Here is a 23,408-nt window from a genome sequence, read left to right as displayed (position 1 = left end):
TGTCGGGCCTGCCGGATCCCCAGCTTACGATGGAGCTGATGACCATCGTCGCGCACGGCCCGAACCAAGTTATCGACCCCGAGCAGATTGCGTTCTCCGCCGGCTGGCAGGCGATTGCCAAGGCCGTCTGCTTCCAGATGAGGCTGCGGCCCGCCGAGACCATAGCGATCGCGACCTGGCGCTCCCGCACGCACGGGAAGACTCGCGTGCCAAAGGATCTGGAGAAGGCGCCGCAGGCTCAACGCAGCAAATGGCTCAAGCAGCAGGCCATAATTTACTGCGACCGGGAGGGGTGGTCCTACAACACCGAAGACGAGGCCGAGGCGCTGTGCATGCTTCACGCACTGCGGATCGAGCACGAGCCCGGGCTCGCCTTCGACAGGGGCAAGTCCTACGTCCAGCAGCAGACGCTCCTCTGATGTCGAGTGACCTCACGTATCAAGAGATCGTCAACCGCCTGAACGACATGGCGGAAGCGATTGCCGAGCAGTGCATCCCGAATGGAAAGCGCGAGGGCGTTTACTGGCGCGGCGACCTGCACGGCAAGGTGTCCGTCCATATCCGCGGCGGCCGGGCGGGCACTGTGGGATACTGGCAGGGGCAGCACGTCGCCAATGCCAAGGGCGGCGGCAACCTGATCACGCTGATCGAACTCGCCTTCAACTGCAAGACCCACGGCGATGCAGTGCAGATTGCAAAGACCCGCTTCCTCGGTCTGGAAGGGCGTCGCGAGCTCACGGCCGAAGAGAAGCGGGAATGGGCGCGGCAGCAGGATGCATCCAAGCGGCAGGCGGAGAAGCGTCGGCGTGCCGACGAGCGGGATAGGCAGCGGAAGGCGGAGACGGCGAGCGCTGTCTGGCACGAAGCGGTGCCGATAGCTGGCACGCCGGCCGAGGAATATTTGCGCACCCGCTCGATCGAGCTGACTGACTTCCCGCAAGGCACCGGCTGGATGCCGAGCCTTCGCTACCATCCCGCTGTCATGCTCGGCCGGGAACGGCACCCTGCTCTGATCGGCGGCGTCCAAGCAGCCAATCGGAAGCTTATCGCTATCTGGCGCATATTCATCGGGCCGGACGGTCGCCCCCTCCTCGACGGCGACGGGAAGAAGATCAAGCTAGGCCTCGGGCCGGCGGCCGGCGGTGCCGTTAGGCTGGCTCCGCAAGGGCCTGTACTTCGGCTCACGGAGGGCATCGAGACCGGTCTCGGAGTCATGCTGCTCACCTGTTGCAGGGTGCCGGTGTGGGCGACCCTGTCGACCTCTGGGATGGTCAACTTTCAGATCCCCGCCGGCGTGCGCCGGATCGAGATTTACGCGGACGCGGACCGCTACCGCGAGAACATTCAGACCGGCGGCCTCTCCGATCCGCCGGGTATCAAGGCAGCAAAGATCCTGCAGGAGCGAGCCATCAACGAGGGCATCGAGGCGGCTGTCTATCCGTCGCCTGAGCCTGACGACTGGCTGGATTGCTGGGTTCAGAGGAAGAAAGATGAGCGGCAACAGCGCTTCGTCCAATATTTCTAACGTCAAGATCGAGCAAATCGTCCTCGGCGCCATCCTTATGAACGAGGAAAATTACTGGGCTGTCCACGACATCCTCTCTATCGACATGTTCGGATCGGAGGACCACCAGAAAATATACGCGATCATCTACGAGCTTGCCTCTGACGGAAAGGCAATCCGGGTCCCCATCGTTGCCGGGCGGATTGGAGGTCTGAGCGACGGTAAGGATGCCGAGGCTTATACCTCGATGCTCCTGCACGTGGCGTCTCGAGAGGATTCCATCCCGCTGAGCGACTATGCGCTTGAACTGCGCTCGTCGGCGACACGGCGGAAGCTCATTGCCCTCGGTGAGAGCATCGTCAAGGCCGCGCAGGATGTGAAATATGACCCGGACCAGATAGCGGACCGGGCGTCGGAGCGCCTTTCCGATATCTCGCGCTCGGCGGCGATCGAGCAAGAATCCACGGTGTCGGGCGTGTTCGCCAAGATCGCGGAATCCTACTCGACGAAGGGCAGCGGTGTGGTGCTGCGCCCCTGCCTGATCGGGCTGGAGGAAATGGTCGGCACCTTCCGGCCCGGCTCTCTCGTCCTCTGGGGCGGAGCGCCCGGCAGCGGCAAGACCGCCATCGCCATGCAGCAAATGCTGTTCTCCAGCACGGTCCACCCGACATCTCTTTTCGAATTGGAGATGGACTCGGAATCTCTCGTGACCCGTTCGACGTCTGGCCAGACCGGCGTGTCGCTCCGCAATATGGCAAACGGCCTGACCGAGGCTCAGTACAAGGCGCTGATGAAGGCGAAGGCGGACTTCGCCAGCCTCAAGATGACCATCGTCCACCCGGCGAAGATGACCATCCAGCAGATCCGCAGCCGCGCCTACGCGCATAAGCGCAAATACGGCCTGGATCTCCTCGCCGTCGACCACATCAAGCTAGTCGAGCGCCAAACCAAGAACCGCATGGACCCGGTGGAGCGCGCCTATGAGAACGCGCGCGATCTCAAGGCGCTGGCAAAGGACCTCGGCTGCGTGGTGATCGGCCTCTGCCAGTTCACCAAAGCTGCGCGGCAGAAGGAGCACCCCGAGCCCGAGATGGAGGACTTCTACGGTGGCTCACTGGAGGAGCACGCCGACCTGATGCTCGCAAACTTCAACCGCAACGACTGGCACAACCGCAACCCGCCGGTCACGAAGCAGGGCAAGGCCTATGAGGAATGGTTGAGCAACAAGAACAGCACCGCCGGGAAGATCGAAGTCTACAAGCTGAAGGATAGGTTCGGCCCCCCACGTGATCGTCGGATCTTCGAGTGGGACGGCGCGAGCACCGTCTTCCGGGATCAGGCTTCCCAGACCGCCCTTTTCGACGACGCGATCACGCTGTGAGGCGCCCAATGAACGAGTGTAATGCCTTCGCGAAACCTGTGCCCGGCGGCTTCATCGCCTTCCTTCGTACCGTCCGCGACGCCGCGGCAAAGCCTATCCTCTCCAAGGGAGGTAAGCCGGCGGTGTTCGCCACAGAGCTAGAAGCCACCCGCGAGGCGATGAAGCACCTCATCCAATACATCAACGGCAATCTGGTCCGGGATGGCGAGATTGCCCAGGCCGAGGCAGCGGCAGACCAGTTTTTCAAGCCGGAGGTCCGGCGGAAGAGGCGACGGGGGAAGCATGGGTTCGGCCGGAAAGCGCACAACGCAGCACACTGACCGGACTGCATACGTCGCGTGGGTGCTCTGGCTGATCGGCATGTCGCAGAGCTCCATCGCCGCGGTGCTGCTGAAGCGGCGCAAGCAGGTCGCCGGCATCGTAGACCGATCGCCTTACGCCAAGCGGTCGGAAATGACGGACGCGGAGCGGCAAGCCGCGATTAACGAGTTGCTGGCCGTCAGGCTCGGCGAGGACGGAAAAACGGTGGACGGCGGGATCCTGGACCGGGTGCCCATGAAGATCATCCCGCTTCGGCGGGCACAGCGAAGGAAGGGGAGCAGCTGAGATGGCGACTGGACAGGGGATTCTCGATCGCCTGAAGCGGGTGAAGGCCGGCGCGTCGGCGCCCATGAAGCGGGGCGTCTTGCCGCTCGTCGCCTTCTACGGGCGCGAGCCGGAAAGTGAGGCGATGCGCCGAAAGATGTATGACGCAATCGAGCGCGTCATGGCGATGGACGATGCGCGCCTGCCCGCCGACACCCCTGTGCGCCAGCACCACATGCTCCTCGACTGGGGCGACGCGGTCGGCATCCTCAACGTGGACGCCAGCCCGATAGAGCTTCTGGTGTACCGGGGTGAGCTCGAGACGCCTCTCGACGACGAGGGGATGGCGGGCGTCCGCTTCTACTCGGCGGTGCGCTTCAGGGATCTCCACTCAAGCGCGGGCGGGCGCGGCTACAAGTCGTTCTCGCTCGAGCGCGTGGACGGCGGCGGCGCCTCCTCGGATCTGTCCGGCTATCAGCTGGACTGCATCAAGCACATCGAGCGGATCCGAGCAGCAATGCCGAAGCCCTGGCTTTATCCCATGTTCGAGGCGGCCGTCGTCCGAGACCAATGGTTCGACCTGCGTGCTGAGCACGACAATGGAGATGGGCGGCGGGACCGGACGATTTCGGCGCTGTGCTTTGGTCTGGATGTCGTGGCGGTTGAACTGGGCAACCTTAACCGAGCCGGCTTCAAGCGCCGGTGGCCCGATGGCGCACCGGTCATGCCGCCGTCGGTTCGCAGGTGGCAGCGCTCTACCGCTGCGCCTGCTCGGTGATGCGCTCGGCGAGCTCGAAGTTCTCGTCGCTCGCCGCCAAGAGCCTCGCCAGGACATGCACACTGTGCGGTATGTCCTGCTCTCCATCGATCCACCCCATGACCCGACTCTGGGGGAAACCGGCAAGCTCAGAGAAGTAGGTCACCGTGGTGTCCATCTTCTCGATCAGATCGGCGAGCTCGGCGCCGGTGAGCCGCTGATACCCGCCGGCCTTCCGAGTATCGCGGGTGCGGCTGTCATAGAGGCGCAGCACCGCCTCCTTGGCTGCAATCTCAGCTGCTCGCTCATCGTCGTAGAGGCACACTCCAGCCCGGTCGCGCACCAGATCGGGAACCAGCCCGGGCAGGGCAAACTGCGCCGCGAACTGTGACCCGCGAGGCAAGGCCTTCGCGATCAGCCTGGACGCCGGCTTGTTGCTCATGCTGCTTCCTTCCAATGCGGCAAGCTCGATCATCGATCGAGCCCGTACTGATGTCGCCCATCCTTCCAGACTCGAAGGATCATGGTGTTAACGTAGGTTCCGGCCTCCGCAAAGGAGCCAGCCGGAAGGTCATCCCAAACCGCCTTCATCTTCTCCATCAGCGCGCGGAACGCGATGGACTTGCGGGTCTCCCGGAACTCGGTGCCGGCCGACATGACGGCGATCAGGCAGCCGTCCGGCTTCAGGAAGTCGAGGGCGTGCATGACGTGGTCGATGTCCCGCTCGCGATCGAACGGCGGGTTCATCACCACCCGGTCATATAGCCGGTGCTCGTTGGGGCGGATCGCGAGAAAGTCGGCGCAGGTGACCCGATTGTAGATGCCCTCGGCGGTCAGCTGGTTGGCCAGCTCAGGCTGGATCTCGACACAGTCGACCAGGTTGTCCCAGCGATACTCATCGCGATAGCGCTCGGCGTAATGGCCCCAGTCCTTGGGATCGAACCGCTTGACGCAACGCCGGGCAAGGTTGCCGGTGCCGGCCGACGGCTCGAGGATGCGCAGCCGCTCCTGGTTGGCGGGACGGAGGACATAGGCATTGCGCACGACGCGCTCGGCCACCTCGTCAGGGCTGGGGAAGAAGCCGAAGCGGCGCGCCGGCGTCAGCTTCTTCTCCTGCAGCGGGTCGGCTTCCTGCGTCTGGCCGTCGCCCAGCACCTCGCCATAGTGGTCGGCGAGGATGCGGTTCACCTTCTCGACGAGATCATCCCGGGCGAACCACAGGTGGGCGTTCCCGTTCTTGAAGATCCTCACCTTGAAGTAGTCGCCTTGGTGCTCGGACTGGTGCGGCTTGAAGGCGTTGAAGCGCCTTTCTGCCGAAATCTGCTCGCCGATGCCGGCATACCGTGCACGCGCCGGCCTGCCGTCCAGCACGAGGAAGGTTCGCTCGACGTCCGCCAGCATGTCGGCGCGGTCGCCATAGTTGGAAAAGTGCCCGGTGTCGCTGCTCACGAGGTAGTTCAGAATCAGCCGGGACCCGACCTTGAACCCGTCGTGCGAGCGGAAACGCCGGTCCAGCTTCGAGAACACGTTGACGATTCCGCGGCGGAAGATGATCTCGGCCTGGCTCTGGAAGTGCTCGAGCGTGGCGTAGACGTTCTCGGGCGTGACCTCCGGCAGCATGCGAGCGATCTCGTCCTGATTGATCAACTGGCCTTCCCTGTCGGTGCGCTCGGGGACATAGCGCATCTGGTCGCGCAGCTCCTGCTTCGCCTGCGCGTCCATCAGCGCCTCGATGCCGGAGAGCTCAATAATGTGCGTCCACACGGTGACGTCGATGAGCCGACGCGCCGTGCGCCGGAACTGCTCGCGATCGGGTACACGCACGGCATGGAAGAAGGCCTTCACTTCCTCCGCCTGATCGGACCAGTGGGCATGCCGCCCGGGCGAGGCCTTCTCCCAAAGGATCCCGGCTTCCTTCACGGCGTCGCCGGCGGCCTGGATGACGTCGAAGGCCGCGTCGTAGCGGCGGATGGCTTCGTCGCGAAAGGCGCAGATCTGCTCGACGGTGTTGGTGGGGAGGAGTGCAGTCACGGGTATCTCCTGAATGCCATGATCGGCGGGGGTGGGAGGCGGCTATCCGCCTCCCGGCAGGTTGTCAGATGCGCATCGGCATCTGCGCATAGGTGATGGCTGGATCTGCGCCATCCTTGATCACCGCCGGGCCGGACGGGTCGTCGATTTCCAGCATGGCGCCGCCATCCAGCTGGCCGAGCAGCTGCATGAGGTACCCGGCGTTGAAGCCGATGGAGAGTTCGAAGTCGCTGGTGATGCGCACTTCCGTTGAGGCGGTGCCAAACTCGGGAGAAGAGCAGCTGACAACCAGGCGGCCCGGCGAGAACGAAAGGCTGGTGCGCCGGCTCTTCTCCGACATGATTGAGCTCGCCTGCCTGATGGCATCGATCAGGGGGGCCGAGGGGATGCCGACACGGTGCCGGTTGCTGGTTGGGATCACGCGGCCGTAGTCGGGGAAGGTGCCGTCGATCGCCTTCGACTCGAGTAGCTCGTCTTCGCCCACCAGAAAGGACACGCCTTTCTCAGCAGCCGTCACCATGGCATCCTGGGCTCGCCCATTGCGGCTGACCATCCGATGCAGCTCGGCGACTGTCTTGCGCGGGATGATAATGCCGGCGTCCGGGAGCGCGCCGGCGCCGGCGGGCACATCGACCTTGTAGAGCGCGGCGCGGTGCCCGTCGGTGGCGACGAAGCAGAGCTTCTGCTCGTGCTCGTCGACGTGCATGTAGATGCCGTTGAGGTAGTAGCGGGTCTCCTCCGTCGAGACGGCGAAGGAGACCTTGTCGAGGACAGCGGCGATGGTCGCGGCCGGCAGCACGAAGGAGCAGTTCGAAGTGCCCAACGCCGTGCGGAAGGCCGCTTCGAGCGGGAACTCGCTGGCGTCCAGGCCGCGGTGCAGGGACAGGTTCAGCTTGCCGATCGACGTGACGAGCGCGGCGTCATCGATGGCGAAATTGATGGTTGCAGCATCCTTGACCTTGTCCAGCGTCGCCTTCAGCCGGTGGGCATCGACCAGCACCGTGAAGTCGGACGTCACCGTGCCGGGCACGAAGGTCGTGGTGTAGAGATCGAGGTCGGTCCCGATGATGGAGGCGCCGCCCTTCGTGGCTTTGATCATCACCATCGCGAGCACGGGGATGGTGTTCCGCCGGTCGATGACCTTGCAGGCGTTGACCATGGCGAGTTTGAATGCCGGATAATCGAGCGAGGCGAAGGTAGCGGCAGACGCAATACGGGCGTGAGCGTTCATGGCGGTCTCCGTGATCGCATAATCGCGAGGGGTAGAGGGGAATCGGGATGGTCGAGTTTACGGGGCGAGATCTTCACTTGGTGAAGAAGGCACTGGCGATCGCCGTGCTGGCGATTGAAAGGCAGCCGGGCCCGTTCCAGTCCTTGTCGGACCAGCGGGACATGAAGGAGCTGCTCGACCGGCTGATCGACGGTGATACCGAGATGGCGTTTTACGCTCGGGCGGCCCGGATCGCGGTGACCGGACAGCCGGAGTAGTTCGTCACCCGATCAGCCATTGCCATGCCGTCACCACTACCACGATGATGAGTACGAAGAGAATACGACGTACCCAGATTCGGCCGGAAAGATCGACCTTCACAGAAACTCTCCCGCAAATTTGCCCCTGGGAATCAAAATGACGATGTCCGGTATGGATTTTTCTGAGTGGCTTATCCACAATTTACAGGTAATCGCTACAGCAAATTCGGTCGGAGCACTAAGCTTAAGCGAACAAGATAAAGCTATCGCAGCAGTTTTTTCTAACTTTATATCACTTTATGGGCCAGAAACCGCTCGGGTTTTTGAAAACGCCTTAGGCTCTGCTAAGCCTCGAAAAGCGCTTGGGCTGAGACAAGCAGCCGGGGAGGAAATCGGGGACTACGTTAAATTGTACCCGTATCAATCCATGATAATGATCAAAGAGCAACTAAATAACAAAGGGGTCGCCATATCGGATTCGACTTGGCAATTCATCCTCGGCTCTACCATTAAAGACAGAGTTCAACATATTGCGAGTTCAACAGAAGTATACGAAACTGCAATAAGAAAAAACGCGGAAAAACTTATTATCTCTGCCGAAGAAAGCAGCAGACTTGCCGTTGACAAGATCAACTCTGCAGTCGATGAAACCGAGAAATTACTTTCATCCATTAACGACAGAATAAATGAATCGGCAACAACAAAAATAGAATCTATATTGAAAGAGTTGAATTACGCCAATACTGATATCGAAATATATAAAAGCTCGGCGGAGTCAGCGGCGCAATTGATAAAAGACCAGGCCGCCGGCATGATACATGACATGAACGAGGCAAAAAAGGCGACTGAAGAGCAGATAGAACTTCTGAGATCTGCTCAGAAAGAGCTATCTACGATTTCCCCCGTCGTTGCCCTATGGAAAAGCAAGGGAGACGGACATAGCAAATGGCTCGCGGCTAATATTTTCTTTTTTGTTCTTGTACTCGTCGGATCGGTATTGCTGCTGTATGAATTCGGCGGGGATTACGTGCGCGGCCTCATAGATGTGGCTGGACAGAACAACCAACTGGCGGTCACCGCGCTTATAGCGGCGCCAGTTCTTGGCGCCGCGTGGCTTCTGCGCATCATCAGCCGGTTCATGATGCAGAACCTAGCTATGCTTGATGACGCACGCCAAAGAAAGGCCATCGCAGACACATTCATCGGTCTCGTGGGTGAACCCGGGGTCAAGGTGAGCCGGGAAGAGCGCGCGCTCGCACTGAACGCGCTTTTCCGGGCTCCGCCCGGCAGTGGCGAACCGGACGTCATTCCTCCCAACCTCATCGAGTTGATCACCGGCAAGAAAGACTAGCGCCTCTTTTCCTCGCCTGCCGAGGCGGGCGCCTCCGGATAGGCGGCGCATCAGGCGCCGCTGGCGCAGCACTGCGCGCTCCGCCGGGGATGGGATGCGTGTCCTGTGGTCCACGTCACGCCTCCGCGCCGCTCGGCGGCCGCTCAGCGATCTTCTCGAGGCGAGGCCGGTGGAAGGCCCAGTCGGTGATGGCGCCGCTCTCCTGGTCTTCCACGCGGATGAACCGCTTCGGATAGTGACGGGCGCCGGGCAGGCGCCGGTCGGTGCCCGTGCAGACCCGGGCGACGAGGCCATTCAGCCGACCGAAGTGCCGGGCGTGCGCGTTCTTGGCGCGGCGAAGGGCGTCGCTGGTCCTGGAGTCGTGCTCATCCATTGGCATTGACCGCCACTTCGTCCGCCGGCGCACCCGACAGCGCGAACTGCACGGCGATGATCGCGTCCACGCCGGTAGCGCTCTGCAGGCTGGCGCCCGCCACCGGTTCGCCATAGGCGCCGACCAGGGCGCTCTCGGCTTTTTGCAGCGCGGTCTTCGTCACGCCCGCTTCGGCGAGGAGACGGTAACCAATCGCCTGCGCCGTCCAGCTGGGCGCGCTGGCGTCTTCGTAGTAGGCCAGGCCATGGCAGTGCGGGCACTGGCCGGCCGGCACTATACAGCCGGGACTGATGCGCTCCTCGATGTCGGTGACCATAACGAGCTCCGACGCCGGCATGGTGGCGTCGCAATTCTCGCAGCGGCACGGGATGTCGTCCGCCTCCGGCTGAAGGTGGAGTTGGGTCATAGGGTTCTCCTGGCAATAGAAGGCCTCCCGGCGGGCCAGAGATGGCCGTCGGCGGCAGTTCGCGGATTGTGGCGCGTCAGTCTCGGGCGGCGTTAAGGCCGAGCGTGGCGGCCGTGCAGCGGGCGATGATGTCGGGCGGTATGATGGAGATCAGGTAGGTTCGGAGGCGGGCAGGAATTTCACAGCCGCCTTGCCCATCCGGGCGCAAGCGCCGCGCGACGCCGAAGCCCCGCCGCTTGGTCAGGAATATGACGTACCAGCGTGTGCGCTGCTCGTCACAGAAGTCGATGTAGATCGCGTTCTTGTCGGTGTGGCTCTCGCATACCTCGACCTTTGCGATCAGCGGCCGGAGACGCGCCGGGTTCACGTCTACGATTCCTTCGAGCAGGCATTCTTCGCACGGTCGATGAACGTCGATAGCGTCATGATGATCTCGGTGTTGCCGTCGGGGCTGGCCTTGGCCAGATCCTTCACGATGTTCACCGCGTCCCAGCTGAAGGGCTCGCCGTCGTCGCGCTTGTCGATTTCCGTGCCGTCCCCGCCCCAGGCATCCTCATCGTCGGGAGCGTCGTCCGCCGGGCCGAACACGCTCATCGTCTGATCGCCCTCGATCCCGTCCTCGAGCGAGAACCCGAAGTATAAGTGCTCAAGCTCGGCTGCCTTCGCCATCGCCTCTTCGAAACTGGTCGCCTCGACCTCCGTGGTGGCGCAGCCGCGGAAGGTGCCCCACAGCCGGACGCCATACGAGCGGACGACGGGTTCGGCGTTCTCGCTCGCACCCGCCTCGATCTGCTCGTCGGTGAGACGCGCTCCCGTCTCCCGATCCTCGAAAATGACTTGCGCGATGTCACTCGTCACGTCGTCTTTGATGGTCGTTTCGCCGAAATGAAAAAGCTTCAGCGCGTCAGCGAAAGAAGCAGCATTCACGCTATGGCGCTCCACGCCGCTCTTGGTCACGAAGATGTCGAAGATGGGCATGCCGGTCTCCTTGATTGCCATTAGCGGCGGGGCGTTGGTCGTGAGCGGATCTAAAAATTTCTGTCAGAATGAGATAACTACGGTTATATATCACACCTCATGCTCTTGAGATTGATGAGGGGAAAGTGACCACGATTCGACAGTTATTCCCTCGCATCGACATAACTCCGTTCACGAACATCCTTCGGAACATATCTAGAGCCGTCGAAGGTTTCAATAAAGCTATCGCTAGATCTGATCAGGTCATCTTATCCGGATGGCTACCTCACGCAACGACACCAGATTTTGAAGAATCCGTATTTCTGGACCCAGCAATACTAGACCTGCGACTCGAAGAATTTTATCGCGACAACTGGATCGCGGTCCGCCACACTTTGCTCAGCTCGGTCTCCAAACACAATATCGACGATGAAGCTAAAGCGACATTCGAAGAGGCTATCAATTGCCATGAGGCAGGATTTTATAGATCTGTACCTCGATTGATATTTCCGGAACTTGAGCGATTGGGGCGCATCACTTGGCATAAAAAAGATGAGCCCGGGAAAATGATTTCAAGCCTCCATGAATTGCAAAGGAGCTCCGGCGAAGTAATCGCAGAGTACGCAGATGGTGGCGGTATGTTTACGTACGGGCTCATTGAGAAGTTAACAAATCACATGTACAAAAAGCTGAAGACAAAGGAATCCATCGAGGCCATTTCACGAGACCCAGTCCCCAACCGACATGCCTGCATTCATGGTATCGTGACCTATTCCACCATGAAATCGAGCGTCAACGCGCTTATCATGGCGGATTTTGCCTTCTTAGCTGTGTCCACTGCCACCACTCAGCGGGAGGAAAAGTGACTTCGCCCCTTTCTAGACGCTGATATTGATGCATTCGCCGAACGGCGGGGTAAGCGAGCCGAAGTCTTTGGTCCGCCCATAGACGCCCCAGAGCGTCGGCATGGGCGGTTCCTCGCCGAAGTCGCAGACGTGCATGTCGGTCAGGTAGATCGTGGCCCGCGCATCCGGGAACTGGTCAGCGATCGTCTTGAACGTGTGGCTGAATGCCGTGCCGCCGCCGCCGGCGGGGTGCAGCACCAGTTCGTCGCCGGTCTCGAACTCCTCGATGTGGTTCACTTGGGCGTCGGCGTAGATCACGGACAGCCGATCGACCGCCCCCTCGCCGAACGCCCCGTTGATCTCGGCGGCGAAGTCCCGAAGGATCGCGTCATCGATGGACCCTGACGTGTCGACCGCGATCACGATGTGGCTGACGCCGTCGCTGATCGTGCTCGGGGTATAGATGCCGTGCGGGATGAGCCGGCGGTTCGGCTTGGCCCAGCTGAAATCGCGGTGCGAGGACTCGTCGATGAAGCGGCGCAGCACGGCGCGCCAGTCGACCTTGGGCGCGAGCAGCTGGTCGATGAGCCGCGCGATGCCGGCGGGCAGCTTCCCGGCTTGGGTGGCCTTGGCGACCATCGCCGCCTGCTGCACCTGCGTCATGATCTCGGCCTTCAGCTCGGCCTTGGCCGCCTCGTCGTGCTGTGCGCAGCCATCGAGCACGCCGCCGCACCCGCCTGGGTCCGCGCCAGGCTGCGACGCCGCGGCTGCTGCCGCCGGGTTCTCCTCCAGCAGGATGCGGTAGATTTCCTCGGCGCCGAGGCCTGTGAACCGATCGTCGATGAGCCCAGCTTTCGGCATCGTACCCACGTTGCACGCCTTGAGCTCGCCGTTGATCGCGTAGTCGCAGGCGATGTTGAACAGCATGTGGTGCCGCTCCTGCCGTCGGATACTGTGCAGCATCGCGTTGTGCATGACCTCGTGGGCCAGCACGAAGACGAGCTCGTCCTTCTTCAGGCCGTCGACGAACTTCCGGTCGTAGTAGAGGTGCCGCCCATCGGTCGCCATGGTGTTGATGCGCGGGTCGTCTGTCGCATCGATCATCTTCAGCTGGACCAGCAGCACCGAGAAGAACGGGTGGTCCCACATGAGCGCCGTCTTCGCGGCGAGGATCTTATCGTCGGTGTTCATGGTACGCCTCTGTTGGTGGGCGGAGAGGTGAAGGTATGCCCCCCGGCGGAGATCTTGAGGTTGATGACGCGGGTGTACTGGACGTGGGAAACCGTCACGACCGCATCGCCCTGCGGTCGCTTGGTCGCCTCGATCGAGGCTGCGGCGCACATGGCGATCTGCTCGGGCTTGAGCGCGGCTTTTAGGATCTCGACATCCGGCGGGTTGAGCGGCCCGGTTGCGCTGGGATTCTTCGTGAGGCGACTGATGCGAATGTGGGTCGAACCGAACCACATCCTGCCGCTCGGGCTGTAGCTGAGGCGGTAGCTCGTCTTCGGCCACCCTCTCTTCTTCGGGTGCCATACGAAGCTGGGGATCGGAAGACTCCGGTCGAGCGTCGGAGCGCCATAGTATTTGCGCAGCGTCTCGGCTTTCATGGCTTCGCCCCGCGTGTGATCAGCGCCGCTGTCAGTTCGGCGACGTCCTGGTGAGAAAGTCTGGAGCGGAGGAGCGGGATGGCTCGGGACAGCGAAGGGAACCTGTACCCTTCTTCAATGCGGCGAGGCTTATGCAGAGCCTGCCACTCCCTTGAGCCCAGGTTGATCGAAAGAAGATAAGACCGGGTCTTATCGCCGCGCCGGTGGAAGCGCCAGCACCACTCGATGGCGCCGCCTCTATCGAGATGCCAGTCGGGAATGGCCGTGCGTTCGGTGGGGCCTTCGATCGCGACAAGCCAACGCTCTTGCCGTGTTGTCACGCGCGCCTCGGGTGAATGCCGTCGGAGGTCCCGATAAGCCAGGAATTCACGGCGCGCCTGGTGTCCGCGATCGATCCTGAAGTCGCGAGAGAGGCGGCGACGCAGCGGGCAATTTCTTCGGCGCCGATGGCCTGCTTCGCCATGGCGAGCTCGGCTTCAGTAGCGGGTTTGCGATTCATCCATGGGCTGGCCTTTGAATACCTCTTCCAGACGGAGCAGTCGAAGGTGCGGGTTGCGATCGAGAACCTCAGATCGAACCGCATGATGGGCGCCTTAGCGACGCGCTGCTCGATCATCCAGCGGAAGTCCCCCCTCCTCTTTACGCCATAGGCACGCTCCATTCTCACCTCCTAGCAATCGCCAACGCCGTGGCTTTGGCGAAATCCTCAGGGTTCAGGCGTTTGCGCAGGATGTCGACGACACGTCCCTCCTCCACTGGGCTGCCGTCGAGAAACGCATCGGGATGGACCACCACGCTTGGGTACGCGTCGCCGAGTTCCCTCGACGCGCGCGCCATGGAATTCCCGCGCCACGCGCTGCCGAGTTGGCTGGTGGAGACGGTGAACTTCCGATCCTCTGCCTTGAAGATCAGCGCCCAATGCGCGGTGGTCTGGTCGCCACGGATGCCGACGAAGTACCAGCGCAGCTCCGCGTCCTTCGTGCCTGGGTGAACAGCCTCAGGGCTGAACGGGCCGAGCACCTTGCGGATGATTGCCATCACTTTCTCCCATGCAGGAGGGCGCGCGCCGTGACGGCCGCCAATTGCTCCGGAGGGATCCGCGCTTTGAGGATGTCGGTGACCTTGCCCTCGAAGATCCCGTCGTCCGGCTTCATCAAGGTATGCATGGTCTGCAGATAGGCCTTGGCCTGCTTGTCCTCGCCGAGGTGGTTGACCTTAAATCGCCGGCTGTCGAGGAAGAAGGTCAGCCGGTACATGGCGGTGCGACCGTCCTCATGCTCAGCCGAGAACGTCCACACCGCCATGCCGGGGCTGTCGGCGCGCTTGCTCGGCCCCCAGATGCGCTTGATCCTAGCCATCGGCGGCTCCGCCACGGATGGCCAGCGCGGTGAGCTCCGCGATCTCGATATCGGTGAGCATCGATCGCATGGCGGCAAGCATGCTTCGGCCCGCAAGGTCACGGCGTAGAATGGCGGCCGGCCGGTAGAGGTCGAACAGGCGCTGTCTGTGCGCCTGCTCCCACTTGCTGACGTTCAGGCTGTTGACCGTGAACTTCCGCGAGCTCAGCTCGAACCGCAGGGCCCAGCGGCGGAGTTCGTCCGCTTCGCTGCGGCCGACGAACTCCCATCGTGCGGCTGTGACCACATGGCTGAACCGGGTAATGGTCGCATCCGCTTCGATGGAGTTGCTGATCTGGAACCCGACCGGTCCGGCTATCCACACGATGGGGGCATTCGCCATGGCTCAGCCGAGCGTCACGTCTTGGTTGCGCACGGCCCAGTCGGTGAAGGTGGGCGTGTGCGAGAGCTTGGTGTCGCGCCGCACGGCGTCGACGGTGAACATGATCTCGAACTCGCGCGGCAGCCGGCGCATGTAGACCATGGCGTTGGCGAACGTCCTCTCGTCCACCTTCCGGGCGAGGCCGGCCGAGATGGCGAAGCGAGCCGCCGGATCGGCGGGCAGCTGCGTGGTGTCAGGCTTCGACAGCACCAGGTCGAGCGACGGGAGGTTCTGGTAGACGCGGATGAAGCCTTCGAGCTCGGCCGCCGCGCCCTCCCCAACCACGCCGGTGATGAGGCTGAGCCGACGGGATGACGGCTTGCCGATGTACTTCGCCGCCTGCTCCCAAGAGCGCGGCGTGGGGAAGGCCAGCGCATCATTGGTCGGCATGCTGTGGATGAGCGCCGGCCGGAAGCGCAGGAAGGCGATGAGGATCGGGTCGACACCGATCGTGTTGAAGTGCTCGACGTGGACGTTGTCGTGGTCGCCGCTGGTGTCGGCGCTGACTTCGATGTGAGCGAAGCGGTTGGCCAGGGCCGTCGGCATGCGCTGCGCCGCCGCGCGGTCCGCCTGCCGGTTGCCCGCCGCCACCACGCGCCAGCCCGGCGGCAGCTGGTAGTCGCCGACACGCCGGTCCAGCACCAGGCCGAACATGGCGGCCATCATGGACGGCGCCGCGGCGTTTAGCTCGTCGAGGAAGAGAATGCCCTCCTCGCCATCGCGCTCCACCTGCGGGAACTCGTCGGGAACCTTCCACTTCGTGGTCGCGTCGGAGAGGTCGGGCAGCCCCATCAGGGCAACGGGATCGCGGGTCGAGGCGCGGAAGTCGATCAGGTTCCAGCCGCGCGATACGGCGATCTGCCGGGCGATGGCCGACTTGCCGATGCCAGGCGGCCCCATCATGAAGGCGGGCGTGTCCTCATCGAGATAGTCGGCCAGATTGAGGGCGGCGGACTTGATATGCATGGAGGTCTCCATTTGCGCCATGATCGGCGGGGATGCGGAGCGGCCCTGCACAGGGCTTAGCGCCAGACGAGTGTGGCAGGGAATAGGACCGCCGGGCCGCTGATGGCCGGCAGGGCTTCGGCGTTGAAGCCGACGACGGGGACGCGGTCGAGGGAGTGCAGCCCCGCCAACCATTGGGCCCGAGCATTGGCCCGGTAGATCGCGGTGGCCCGCACGTTGCGGATGTGGCGGCCGTTGATCGCCGAGGTCTCTCCGACGAACATGTCCCGGCGCTCTCCGTTGTAGAGCACGGCCACATGCTCGAAACGTTCATCGAAATGCTGGCGAATGCCTTGGAGCATCCGGCCGTAATCTTCTTCATCGCGAGGTCGTGCGAGTTCGAATGTCTTGATGTCACCGATCACCGGGATGAGCAGGTAGGTGATGGTGTGCGACGGCGGTGCCGGCCTTGAAGTTGGCGGCATGCTTGGTCCTCCAGTTGATAGGAAACGGGGCGCCATCTTGGGGGTGATGGCGCCCCGCCCCTGCCCTCGCCTGCCGCGCCCTGGCTAAGCGGGGGGAGCCGATTGTCGGTGGGTGATGGAGAGAGCGGTCGCCAACACCAGTTCCTTCGTCGGAAGGAGCGAGCGCAGGGTTTCGACTCCGGCCGGATAGTCGCTCTTAATCGCCGGGGCGGTCGGCCGCTGCGTCGTGTCGAAGGTTCTGCTGGCGATGTCCATCACCAGGAAGAAGCGGGTAGGCCGACGCGATGCGAACTCGGCCTCGCTGCGGAACTCCCAGGTGATCGTGTGCGCCGTGACCGTCCGTCCTGCGATGAAGCACAAGTCGTCCGGGAGCGCCTTCACGCCAGGAAGCCCCCGATGCTGTCGAGGATCGCCTGCGCCTCGGCTGCGACATCGCGCCGGATCCTCGGGTTGTCGCGCAGCACATGTGCGTCGTGCTCGGCGAGCGGCCGCAGCTTCTCGACCATCGCGGCCAGCTGGGGATCCCCGGTGATGTTGAGCCCCGGCAGCACGTCGATCAGGTCGCGGATGTTGCCGACCAGGGAGTCCCGGAAGACGCCCTCGGCGCGGTCTCCCTCCTTCACCGCCGGCCGGTAGGCGTTCAGCCGTTCGACCATGCGGCCCGTGACCTCGGCGACGCGGTCGTAGATGTCCCGAACCGCCGACGTGGTGGCGTCGGTCACCTGCTGCTCGATCTCCTTGCGGATAATCGCTGCCTGCGCCTCGCTCATATCGACCCGGAAGTCATCGGAGGTCGGCACCGGCAGGACCTTCACCTGCATGGCGAACCTGCCGCGCAGCACATCGGCGTCGGGGTAATCCTCCGGCTTGAACATGCCGTTCAGCCGGGCCTGGGCGTCCCGGACGTATCCCGGATAGGCGCCGATGAAGGTGTCCACGGCCTTGTCGAACTTGCTCGACTGCTTGCGGATCCAGGCCATGTGAGGGAGGTAGGCGTGCGCCGCCATGATCCGGGCGCCGCTGTCCATCCACGGCAGAGTCCGGCCATAGAAGCCGGCCTTCGTCTCGCTCACGACGCTGACGATGCCGGCGAGTGCCGCCTTCGGAAGAAGATGCTTGTTGTAGCGGCCGGCGTCAGCGGCGGCGTTGTGCTGCTGGTTCACCTCGTCGGTGACCTTCCGGTCCAGCCTGTGGCCGGACCATTGCGAGATGGACAGCGATACGAGCATCGCCCGGGAGGCAAGGACGGTGGATACGGACTGGTGTTGGGTCATGACGTTCACGCTGGTCTCCGGGTTGTGCCATTCTCGGCGGGGGGGCTTGGCTTGCGCGGGCGCTTCCGCGGCGTCAGGCCTGTAATCGAAGCCGCCGTTGCATAGGCGATTTCATCAGGCGGTAAGAGCGCCATCAGGATGGCGTGAAAGCTGGCGGGCGTCCGCGCGGATTTTATGCGATCTCGCCTCCTCCCTCGGGATGAGAAGCTCCGTTCGTCTAGGTCGAAAGTGATCTCCCAGACGGCTTTGCCCGGGGGCTTCGCGAAGAAAGTCCAATGGAGCACACGTGCCTTATGGCCGTGCGGCGCTCGTCCTAGGTAGTCGATCCTCGCCTTGATCGCTTCGATGTCGGGCACGTCAGCCCTCCTCGATGATGCAGCGCGCCGGCATGATGCCGAAGCGCGTGAGCCGAACGACGTCGGCAAGGTCGTCTCCGGTGAGCATCGACGTCAGCGCGTCTTCGATGCGCTGGCCGTGCGCCGGGAACGGCATCGAAGGATAGAGCGACAGGTCACCCGGCAGGGTGTGCTCCCGATAGTCGCCCGGCTCGCCCGATCCGCGATACCTGTGCCTGCCTTTCGGGTCGCCGACATCGAAAGCCAGTTCGTACCTCCGAGTGCCATCCTTGTGCCCCGTCATGGCGAACCAGAACTTGAGCCGGAAGCCGTGTAGAGTCTGGCGGGCATAGGGGCCGACAAGATGGACGGGATGGTCTGGCGCGAGCCGATGCGGGAGAGCCTCGCGGAACAGGTCGCCGATCATGCGGCGCCCCGCTTGAAAAAGAGGCGGTGGCTAGGCGGATGAGTTGCCATATCCGCGGTGAGGACGACCACGAACAGCGCCGCGACATCGGGCCTGTAGGGCACGAGGTGATACTGGTTGTCGTTTGCCAGTGCCCGCCAGTCCAGCCGCTCCAGAATGGAGGGAACGAACTCCCAATCGTACGCCCCGATGAACTCGTATCCCTGCGCCTCCATGTGCTCGTGGACCAGCAGCGCGATGCAGCCGGCCTGTATCGAGCAATTGCGCATGGCGCTGGCGCCCATGGCTTCCCAGAGGTCGGTGTTGTCGGCTCCAAGCGACTGGTGCTCGAGCATCCATTCCCAGGCGCAGAGAGCCGCCTCCATCTGCAGCGGCGTGTAGCTCTTGGCGTCCGACATGCGGACATTCAGCGCCGTGTCCGAGGGGATGCTAGGCGCGGGTGGCGGGGCCGAACCGTCCGCTTCCTCGAGCAGGAGGTCGATCTCACCGGCGATCTGATAGGAGTCCCGCCGGCGGTTGTTGCGCAGGCTGAAGCGGGGCGCGTCGTTGAAGAACTCTAAGACCTCGCGGAGCTTAGCGGCTAGTCGAGAGGTGAGGTCATCCATCGGCCGGCGCCTTCACCAGCTGGTCGAAGGCCCACTCGTCCCCGCCCTCGTCGACGAAGACCGACTTGCCGTCGCGCTGGACGGTCGCCTGCCCATCCCAAAGGATGTCAGTTCCGCCCAGGTATTCGATGCGGCCATCGTCGCTGATATCGATGAGCCGGGCGATGCCGGGGATGTTCTCCAGCGTGCCGATGATCAGGCTGCCGGTCGGGGAGAGCCACCTAGTCATCGAACACCTCCAGTCCTTCGACGGTGTCCGCATCGGCGTCGAACAGCAGGTAGTCGCAGTCGAGCGAGCGGGCGAGCTTGCGGCAGGCGGCGACCTCGGTCGGCCAGCCGTCGTCCGTGCCATCGTCCTCATCGGTGCCGGCCCAGACGAAGAAGCCGTACTCGATCTGGTGGACATGAACCGGGCGATTGAACGTGGTCGACCAGAGGCCGCGCGTCTCCAGCTTGAGGTGCGCCGTCGACAGGTCGAGGAAGCGGCGGATGTTGGGATGGTCAGGCATCGAGGTGCTCTCCAGCATTGCGCAAAGCCTGCCCGTTCGGACAGATGCAGAGGAACCGGCCGCCGGCGCGGACCCCTGCGGCGCTGATCGCCGTTGCCGTGGTGTCGATCGTGCCGGAGTTCCCGCACAGGCCGCACAAGCCGACGCCGGGGTTCAGGTAGTGCTTGAACCAGTAGGCCGTGATCGACTCGTTCGGCTCGACCGCGACGGACTTCTGGTAGACGATTTTCCCCTTAGCCATTGGTGTAGCCCCCGTTCAGCATGGCGGCGAGCGGCGCGCCGTAGCGGCGTTCATAGTCGGCGGCGATCTGGCGGGCCTGCTCGCCGGTCAGGCGCTCGTATTCCGCCTCGAGCGCGGCATACTTCTTCGGGGACAGGGCGAGGTCATAGCCCTGCCGACGCAGGCGGTCGGTGAGGCGCTGCGCCACGCACCAGCGGGTGCCATGGCGGGCGGCGAGCCAGGTGCAGAAGCCGGATGCCTCAGCCATCGGCCCGGCCCTCCGCCTTGGCGATGGCGGCGCGGGCCGTGCGGATATCCTCAATGCGCCACGACCAACGTCGCGCCAGCTCTTCGTCAGTGAACCCGTTACCAACGAGGCCGATCAGCGCCGCCAGCATGTCGTCATGGCAGTTTGCGGCATGGATCAGCGGCAAAGCATGGTCGACCGACATGCACTGCGCGATGTCGACGCCGAATGCATTGGTGACCACATCCGATCGGCGGTCCGAGAGCCGCAGAGGCGTGTGCAGAGCGTTCTTGATCATGACCGCACCTCAACCATCCCGCCGCATGAGGCGAGAATATCGGCGGCCTCGACCGCCTGCCGGCGGGAGCCGTAACGGGCGAGGATGTCGGGCTGGCCATGCGGAGGGATGACAGACAGCGTCCACCGGTTGCGGCGGGCGCGCTGACGGCGGCTGACGCGATAGACGTAGGGGATGGCGGGTTTCATGGGGGCTGGTCTCCTGGAGGCATGTTCGCCGGGGTGCTGGTCGTCGAAGAAAGTGCAGGTCGTGAGAAAGCGCGCAGGTGCAGCAGGAGCTACAGCCCGAGCGCGTCGTTGATCTCGGCGAGGTGCCGGAGGGCGCCCGACATTTTGGTGTGCGCGCAGGCTTGGCGGCGCTGTGCGGTGGCGGCTTGGCCGTATCGCTTAAGGGCCATGCTTGAGACGGCGAGCGCGTAGGACTGGTGGTGCTGATTCTGCCAGAACCGGATATCGCCCAGCGTCTCGGCGCGCATTTCCAGCCATTTTCGGCGGTCGCGACTCTTCATGACCGCCTCCGTCAGGCGACGTGCGGCGGCGGCGTGTACCAGCCGCGGGGCGCTTCCCGCCGGGCACGGGAAAGCGCGCGAGCGATGCGCATGCGGCGCACCTTGGCGCGAGCCTGGCCAAGGAGCATGGGCCCGGTCGGGGTTTGGGCTCTGGCGACGACCAACGTGCAGAGGGCGTGCAGTTCGACAAAGTCGGCGAAGGAGGCGCGGACGTTGAGCGAGAACCGCACAACGATCCACGTCATGCGCAGGTAGCGCAACATGGGGGTCTCCGTGGGGGTGCATGATTGCAGGGGTGCGCGTCCGGTTTCACGGGCGGGACGGGCGCGCTGATCTCCCGCCGATGGTGCTGGAGCCGGCTTTCAGGCCCGGCGCATGGCAGTCTCCTATGCTGCGCACGGTCTCATGCCCGCCTACAGCCGGCGGCGCAGAAGAGCCCGGGCGTGGGAAAGCAAAAGGCCGCCCGAGAGCGGGCGGCCCTGTGCGAATGGTGCTGGTGCTGCGGCTATTCGCCGGCGGGAAGGCCGATGTTGCGCTCGTTGAGGCGCATGGCGGCATAGCCCATGGCGACGACGACGATGGGCAGCACCACGAAGGCGAAGATCCAAAGGCCGGTCATCTGAGGCTCCCGAGGGTGCGGCGTGCCATGGAGTGTAGCACCGCAGCGGCGGACAGCCAAAGCAGGGCGCCGGCGACGATCCACCCGCCGGCCGACGCTCCGCCCACGCCGTAGAGCGCGGCGGCGCCGGGCCCAAGTACCCCGACCGTCAGGCAGGCGGTAGAGGCCCGGTCGAGCGCATTGGCTGTCAGCTTGGTGCGCTCATTGTGAACTTGGCTCACGGTTCGATCTGCCGCCAAGCCGCCAGATAGGCGCACGCGGTCCGATCACGCTTCGCGAGGCAGCCGGACTCCAGCCACTCGTCGGGCCCCTCATAGTAGACGGGATCCACGCCGTGCGCAGCGATGCGGCGCCGGCAGTCCGTGTCGGTGAAACACGGACGGGCGAGCACATCCGCGCGAGCCGACGCGATGCGCTGCACCAGCGGCATCTGCGGCATGTCGTTCAAGATCAGCGCGACGGGGATGGCCGCACCCGTGAACGAAAGCACCGCGGCAGCAATGAGCGCGCGGGCGCCCTCCCGGCTGATGAACGGCGTGCGATAGTGCGGACGCAATACGGGCGTCGGGCGGCGCATAGAAGTCTCCATTGTCGCATGATTGCGGGATCGGCATGTCGCCGCGTCAGCGCGTAGAAGGCGCGCTCACGTAGGGACACGGCAGACAGGGGCGGCATTAGCGCCGCCCCCCCTGAATTACCGCGAAGGGCGAGGACAGTCAGGCGGCGGCCTGCACCTCGGCCACGGCCGCCGGCTTGGCCTTCTTCACGATCGGCGCCGGCTTGGCACTGACGATCTCGGCGCCCTTGAGGCTGGAAATCGCCAGCTTGACCGCGTTGAGCTCGCGCAGGCCGGCGCCCTTGTCGCCAGCTCGCTTCAGCAGCCGCTCCAGCTCTACGACCATGTCGAACGCCTTGTCTGCCGCGTCGCCCTTCTGCGACTTCACGAAGTCCGCCGGCGCCGTGTTCATCGCGCCTTCCATGTCCGCCGTCTTGCCCTTGGCGTAGACGAACGGGCCCGACTCCGCCTTTTCGTCGAACTTCACGGCGCCGAAATGCGTCGCCCAGAGGCGCAGGCCGCCGCGATAGTTGGCCGGCGTCGCCGCGTAGAGGGCATTGAGATATTTGGGATCATTGTGCATGTCGACGTGGTTAAGCGCCGAGAACGCCAGCTGATGCTCACGCGCCTTGAACGTCTCGATTGCCTTGCCGAAACCAGCGATGGCCTTGCCGATAGCGGCGCCGGTCAGGATCGTGAACTTGGTCATGAGAGGTCTCCATTTGTGCCATGAGCGGCGGGGGAAGGTGCATTGCACCGCCAAAGCGACGTCATCGCTTTGACGCTGAAATGCTGAAAGCCGGTGCAGCACATACCGCACCGGCTTCCAACGAATTGGGTTTGTGTCTCGGTTGTTTCGGCGGTTAGACCCTCCGCCCCGCCGGCCGCTTGTTGACCGGTTCCTAAGCCTCGCCGCATGCCGCAGCTCGCTCAAACCAGCGTTCCCGCTGGCTATGGTGCAGATTGGCACGGTCTCCCGCTATCCACACGGCAAGGTCAGTTCTAAGCAGCCCCCTTGCAAAGCCCGTACACTGGCCAGCCCGTCACGGCCGACACGGATGCACCCCTATTGCGTCATCGTCCCTTGTCGCTCCCGCCTGCCGTCCAATCGCCAGAAACCACGTCGCCTAAGCAACCACGTTCCCGGTACACCTTCCGGCAGGAAGGCAAGAGCAGATGCCTGATTTTCAAAGAGCCGCCGGGTGCCTTTCGGCCCGGCTGCCTCTGCGGCTCACCGCGTCGGCAAGTGAATATTCGTACGTTTTGTACGATATGCAAAGCCGTTTCGTATGAAATGTGTAAGTCGTTGAAAAATAAGGATTTCGAAAATCCGG

General features: G+C 63.5%; 39 protein-coding genes. 9 read left to right on the top strand and 30 right to left on the bottom strand.

All coding sequences use genetic code 11. The annotated features are described in order from the left end of the window. Positions 1-38: 38 nt before the first annotated feature. From J2X65_RS17545 to J2X65_RS17520, 6 genes are read left to right on the top strand one after another with little or no spacing between them, the layout of a single operon-like run. Positions 39-419: a hypothetical protein gene (locus J2X65_RS17545; protein ID WP_310203376.1), complete on the top strand. Its 381-nt coding sequence runs from the start codon at positions 39-41 to the stop codon at positions 417-419. Continuing rightward, positions 419-1,525: a toprim domain-containing protein gene (locus tag J2X65_RS17540; RefSeq protein WP_310203373.1), complete on the top strand. Its 1,107-nt coding sequence runs from the start codon at positions 419-421 to the stop codon at positions 1,523-1,525. The genes J2X65_RS17545 and J2X65_RS17540 overlap by 1 nt, the downstream gene beginning before the upstream one ends. Then, positions 1,491-2,885 (top strand): DnaB-like helicase C-terminal domain-containing protein, encoded by a 1,395-nt coding sequence (locus tag J2X65_RS17535; protein ID WP_310203371.1) that lies wholly within the window; start codon positions 1,491-1,493, stop codon positions 2,883-2,885. Before J2X65_RS17540 ends, J2X65_RS17535 begins: the two co-directional genes overlap by 35 nt. Before the next feature lie 8 nt (positions 2,886-2,893). Then, complete coding sequence (locus J2X65_RS17530) at positions 2,894-3,205, top strand: hypothetical protein (RefSeq protein ID WP_310203369.1); 312 nt, start codon at positions 2,894-2,896, stop codon at positions 3,203-3,205. Positions 3,206-3,227: 22 nt separating this feature from the next. Beyond that, the gene (locus J2X65_RS17525) at positions 3,228-3,491 is read left to right on the top strand and encodes a hypothetical protein (protein WP_310203366.1); all 264 of its coding nucleotides are present in this window, start codon (positions 3,228-3,230) and stop codon (positions 3,489-3,491) included. Position 3,492: 1 nt separating this feature from the next. After that, positions 3,493-4,248, top strand: a complete 756-nt coding sequence (locus J2X65_RS17520) for a hypothetical protein (RefSeq protein WP_310203364.1) — start codon at positions 3,493-3,495, stop codon at positions 4,246-4,248. Here J2X65_RS17520 and J2X65_RS17515 read toward each other — a convergent pair. From J2X65_RS17515 to dnaN, 3 genes are all read right to left on the bottom strand, one after another. Next, entirely contained in the window at positions 4,226-4,702 is a 477-nt protein-coding gene (locus J2X65_RS17515) for a hypothetical protein (protein WP_310203362.1), read from the bottom strand. The two genes, J2X65_RS17520 and J2X65_RS17515, sit on opposite strands and share 23 nt — an antisense overlap. After that, positions 4,699-6,258: a DUF4942 domain-containing protein gene (locus J2X65_RS17510; protein ID WP_310203360.1), complete on the bottom strand. Its 1,560-nt coding sequence runs from the start codon at positions 6,256-6,258 to the stop codon at positions 4,699-4,701. The genes J2X65_RS17515 and J2X65_RS17510 overlap by 4 nt, the downstream gene beginning before the upstream one ends. A gap of 64 nt (positions 6,259-6,322) precedes the next feature. Further along, positions 6,323-7,417, bottom strand: a complete 1,095-nt coding sequence (gene dnaN / locus J2X65_RS17505; RefSeq protein ID WP_310203652.1) for a DNA polymerase III subunit beta — start codon at positions 7,415-7,417, stop codon at positions 6,323-6,325. A 119-nt stretch (positions 7,418-7,536) separates the two neighbouring features. Between dnaN and J2X65_RS17500 the strand changes: the two genes are divergently transcribed. Continuing rightward, on the top strand, positions 7,537-7,746 hold the full coding sequence (locus tag J2X65_RS17500) for a hypothetical protein (RefSeq protein ID WP_310203358.1): 210 nt from the start codon (positions 7,537-7,539) through the stop codon (positions 7,744-7,746). Between the two features lie 139 nt (positions 7,747-7,885). Further along, the gene (locus J2X65_RS17495) at positions 7,886-9,079 is read left to right on the top strand and encodes a hypothetical protein (protein ID WP_310203356.1); all 1,194 of its coding nucleotides are present in this window, start codon (positions 7,886-7,888) and stop codon (positions 9,077-9,079) included. A 115-nt stretch (positions 9,080-9,194) separates the two neighbouring features. Here J2X65_RS17495 and J2X65_RS17490 read toward each other — a convergent pair whose 3' ends face one another. The 4 genes from J2X65_RS17490 to J2X65_RS17475 form a co-directional block, all read right to left on the bottom strand. Then, positions 9,195-9,452 (bottom strand): hypothetical protein, encoded by a 258-nt coding sequence (locus J2X65_RS17490; RefSeq protein ID WP_310203354.1) that lies wholly within the window; start codon positions 9,450-9,452, stop codon positions 9,195-9,197. Next, positions 9,445-9,858, bottom strand: coding sequence for a hypothetical protein (locus J2X65_RS17485; RefSeq protein WP_310203352.1), 414 nt, complete (start codon positions 9,856-9,858; stop codon positions 9,445-9,447). Before J2X65_RS17485 ends, J2X65_RS17490 begins: the two co-directional genes overlap by 8 nt. Positions 9,859-9,934: 76 nt before the next feature. Further along, on the bottom strand, positions 9,935-10,225 hold the full coding sequence (locus J2X65_RS17480) for a hypothetical protein (protein ID WP_310203350.1): 291 nt from the start codon (positions 10,223-10,225) through the stop codon (positions 9,935-9,937). A gap of 2 nt (positions 10,226-10,227) precedes the next feature. After that, positions 10,228-10,836: a hypothetical protein gene (locus tag J2X65_RS17475; RefSeq protein WP_310203348.1), complete on the bottom strand. Its 609-nt coding sequence runs from the start codon at positions 10,834-10,836 to the stop codon at positions 10,228-10,230. Between the two features lie 125 nt (positions 10,837-10,961). Between J2X65_RS17475 and J2X65_RS17470 the strand changes: the two genes are divergently transcribed. Then, the gene (locus J2X65_RS17470) at positions 10,962-11,681 is read left to right on the top strand and encodes a hypothetical protein (protein WP_310203346.1); all 720 of its coding nucleotides are present in this window, start codon (positions 10,962-10,964) and stop codon (positions 11,679-11,681) included. Between the two features lie 12 nt (positions 11,682-11,693). Here the strand turns inward: J2X65_RS17470 and J2X65_RS17465 are convergent, their stop codons facing one another. The 23 genes from J2X65_RS17465 to J2X65_RS17355 form a co-directional block, all read right to left on the bottom strand. Continuing rightward, the gene (locus tag J2X65_RS17465; protein WP_310203344.1) at positions 11,694-12,851 is read right to left on the bottom strand and encodes a DUF2201 family putative metallopeptidase; all 1,158 of its coding nucleotides are present in this window, start codon (positions 12,849-12,851) and stop codon (positions 11,694-11,696) included. After that, entirely contained in the window at positions 12,848-13,267 is a 420-nt protein-coding gene (locus tag J2X65_RS17460) for a hypothetical protein (RefSeq protein ID WP_310203342.1), read from the bottom strand. Before J2X65_RS17460 ends, J2X65_RS17465 begins: the two co-directional genes overlap by 4 nt. Positions 13,268-13,583: 316 nt before the next feature. Next, positions 13,584-13,928 (bottom strand): hypothetical protein, encoded by a 345-nt coding sequence (locus tag J2X65_RS17455; RefSeq protein WP_310203340.1) that lies wholly within the window; start codon positions 13,926-13,928, stop codon positions 13,584-13,586. 2 nt (positions 13,929-13,930) lie between these two features. Next, positions 13,931-14,305 (bottom strand): hypothetical protein, encoded by a 375-nt coding sequence (locus tag J2X65_RS17450; RefSeq protein WP_310203338.1) that lies wholly within the window; start codon positions 14,303-14,305, stop codon positions 13,931-13,933. Continuing rightward, the gene (locus tag J2X65_RS17445) at positions 14,305-14,625 is read right to left on the bottom strand and encodes a hypothetical protein (RefSeq protein WP_310203336.1); all 321 of its coding nucleotides are present in this window, start codon (positions 14,623-14,625) and stop codon (positions 14,305-14,307) included. The genes J2X65_RS17450 and J2X65_RS17445 overlap by 1 nt, the downstream gene beginning before the upstream one ends. Then, a complete protein-coding gene (locus J2X65_RS17440) occupies positions 14,618-15,007 on the bottom strand; it encodes a hypothetical protein (RefSeq protein WP_310203334.1) in 390 nt (129 codons plus the stop codon). The genes J2X65_RS17445 and J2X65_RS17440 overlap by 8 nt, the downstream gene beginning before the upstream one ends. A 3-nt stretch (positions 15,008-15,010) precedes the next feature. Continuing rightward, positions 15,011-16,012 carry an AAA family ATPase gene (locus J2X65_RS17435; protein WP_310203331.1) on the bottom strand — a complete coding sequence of 334 codons (1,002 nt, stop codon included), beginning with the start codon at positions 16,010-16,012 and terminating at the stop codon, positions 15,011-15,013. A gap of 56 nt (positions 16,013-16,068) precedes the next feature. After that, positions 16,069-16,476, bottom strand: coding sequence for a hypothetical protein (locus tag J2X65_RS17430; protein ID WP_310203329.1), 408 nt, complete (start codon positions 16,474-16,476; stop codon positions 16,069-16,071). Positions 16,477-16,560: 84 nt separating this feature from the next. Continuing rightward, positions 16,561-16,857 carry a hypothetical protein gene (locus J2X65_RS17425; protein WP_310203327.1) on the bottom strand — a complete coding sequence of 99 codons (297 nt, stop codon included), beginning with the start codon at positions 16,855-16,857 and terminating at the stop codon, positions 16,561-16,563. Beyond that, positions 16,854-17,759: a hypothetical protein gene (locus tag J2X65_RS17420; protein ID WP_310203325.1), complete on the bottom strand. Its 906-nt coding sequence runs from the start codon at positions 17,757-17,759 to the stop codon at positions 16,854-16,856. Before J2X65_RS17420 ends, J2X65_RS17425 begins: the two co-directional genes overlap by 4 nt. Positions 17,760-18,107: 348 nt before the next feature. After that, complete coding sequence (locus J2X65_RS17415) at positions 18,108-18,512, bottom strand: hypothetical protein (RefSeq protein WP_310203323.1); 405 nt, start codon at positions 18,510-18,512, stop codon at positions 18,108-18,110. Further along, complete coding sequence (locus J2X65_RS17410; protein ID WP_310203320.1) at positions 18,509-19,117, bottom strand: hypothetical protein; 609 nt, start codon at positions 19,115-19,117, stop codon at positions 18,509-18,511. The genes J2X65_RS17415 and J2X65_RS17410 overlap by 4 nt, the downstream gene beginning before the upstream one ends. Then, positions 19,110-19,346 carry a hypothetical protein gene (locus J2X65_RS17405; RefSeq protein ID WP_310203317.1) on the bottom strand — a complete coding sequence of 79 codons (237 nt, stop codon included), beginning with the start codon at positions 19,344-19,346 and terminating at the stop codon, positions 19,110-19,112. Before J2X65_RS17405 ends, J2X65_RS17410 begins: the two co-directional genes overlap by 8 nt. Beyond that, the gene (locus tag J2X65_RS17400) at positions 19,339-19,626 is read right to left on the bottom strand and encodes a hypothetical protein (protein ID WP_310203314.1); all 288 of its coding nucleotides are present in this window, start codon (positions 19,624-19,626) and stop codon (positions 19,339-19,341) included. Before J2X65_RS17400 ends, J2X65_RS17405 begins: the two co-directional genes overlap by 8 nt. After that, positions 19,619-19,867 (bottom strand): hypothetical protein, encoded by a 249-nt coding sequence (locus J2X65_RS17395; protein ID WP_310203312.1) that lies wholly within the window; start codon positions 19,865-19,867, stop codon positions 19,619-19,621. Before J2X65_RS17395 ends, J2X65_RS17400 begins: the two co-directional genes overlap by 8 nt. Next, on the bottom strand, positions 19,860-20,114 hold the full coding sequence (locus tag J2X65_RS17390) for a hypothetical protein (protein ID WP_310203310.1): 255 nt from the start codon (positions 20,112-20,114) through the stop codon (positions 19,860-19,862). Before J2X65_RS17390 ends, J2X65_RS17395 begins: the two co-directional genes overlap by 8 nt. Further along, the gene (locus J2X65_RS17385) at positions 20,107-20,391 is read right to left on the bottom strand and encodes a hypothetical protein (RefSeq protein ID WP_310203308.1); all 285 of its coding nucleotides are present in this window, start codon (positions 20,389-20,391) and stop codon (positions 20,107-20,109) included. Before J2X65_RS17385 ends, J2X65_RS17390 begins: the two co-directional genes overlap by 8 nt. Beyond that, entirely contained in the window at positions 20,388-20,579 is a 192-nt protein-coding gene (locus J2X65_RS17380) for a hypothetical protein (protein WP_310203306.1), read from the bottom strand. Before J2X65_RS17380 ends, J2X65_RS17385 begins: the two co-directional genes overlap by 4 nt. Positions 20,580-20,668: 89 nt before the next feature. Further along, positions 20,669-20,899, bottom strand: a complete 231-nt coding sequence (locus tag J2X65_RS17375; protein WP_310203304.1) for a hypothetical protein — start codon at positions 20,897-20,899, stop codon at positions 20,669-20,671. An 11-nt stretch (positions 20,900-20,910) separates the two neighbouring features. Then, the gene (locus tag J2X65_RS17370; RefSeq protein WP_310203302.1) at positions 20,911-21,162 is read right to left on the bottom strand and encodes a hypothetical protein; all 252 of its coding nucleotides are present in this window, start codon (positions 21,160-21,162) and stop codon (positions 20,911-20,913) included. Positions 21,163-21,514: 352 nt separating this feature from the next. Continuing rightward, positions 21,515-21,739, bottom strand: a complete 225-nt coding sequence (locus tag J2X65_RS17365; protein ID WP_310203301.1) for a hypothetical protein — start codon at positions 21,737-21,739, stop codon at positions 21,515-21,517. Then, positions 21,736-22,095 carry a hypothetical protein gene (locus tag J2X65_RS17360; RefSeq protein WP_310203299.1) on the bottom strand — a complete coding sequence of 120 codons (360 nt, stop codon included), beginning with the start codon at positions 22,093-22,095 and terminating at the stop codon, positions 21,736-21,738. Before J2X65_RS17360 ends, J2X65_RS17365 begins: the two co-directional genes overlap by 4 nt. A 139-nt stretch (positions 22,096-22,234) precedes the next feature. Next, positions 22,235-22,885, bottom strand: a complete 651-nt coding sequence (locus J2X65_RS17355; protein WP_310203297.1) for a hypothetical protein — start codon at positions 22,883-22,885, stop codon at positions 22,235-22,237. Between the last annotated feature and the right edge of the window lie 523 nt (positions 22,886-23,408).

The organism is Ancylobacter sp. 3268, from assembly GCF_031456575.1.
GTDB lineage: Bacteria > Pseudomonadota > Alphaproteobacteria > Rhizobiales > Xanthobacteraceae > Ancylobacter.
The sequence above is the reverse complement of the archived record's forward strand: the minus strand, read 5'-3'. Positions and strand labels throughout refer to the sequence as shown.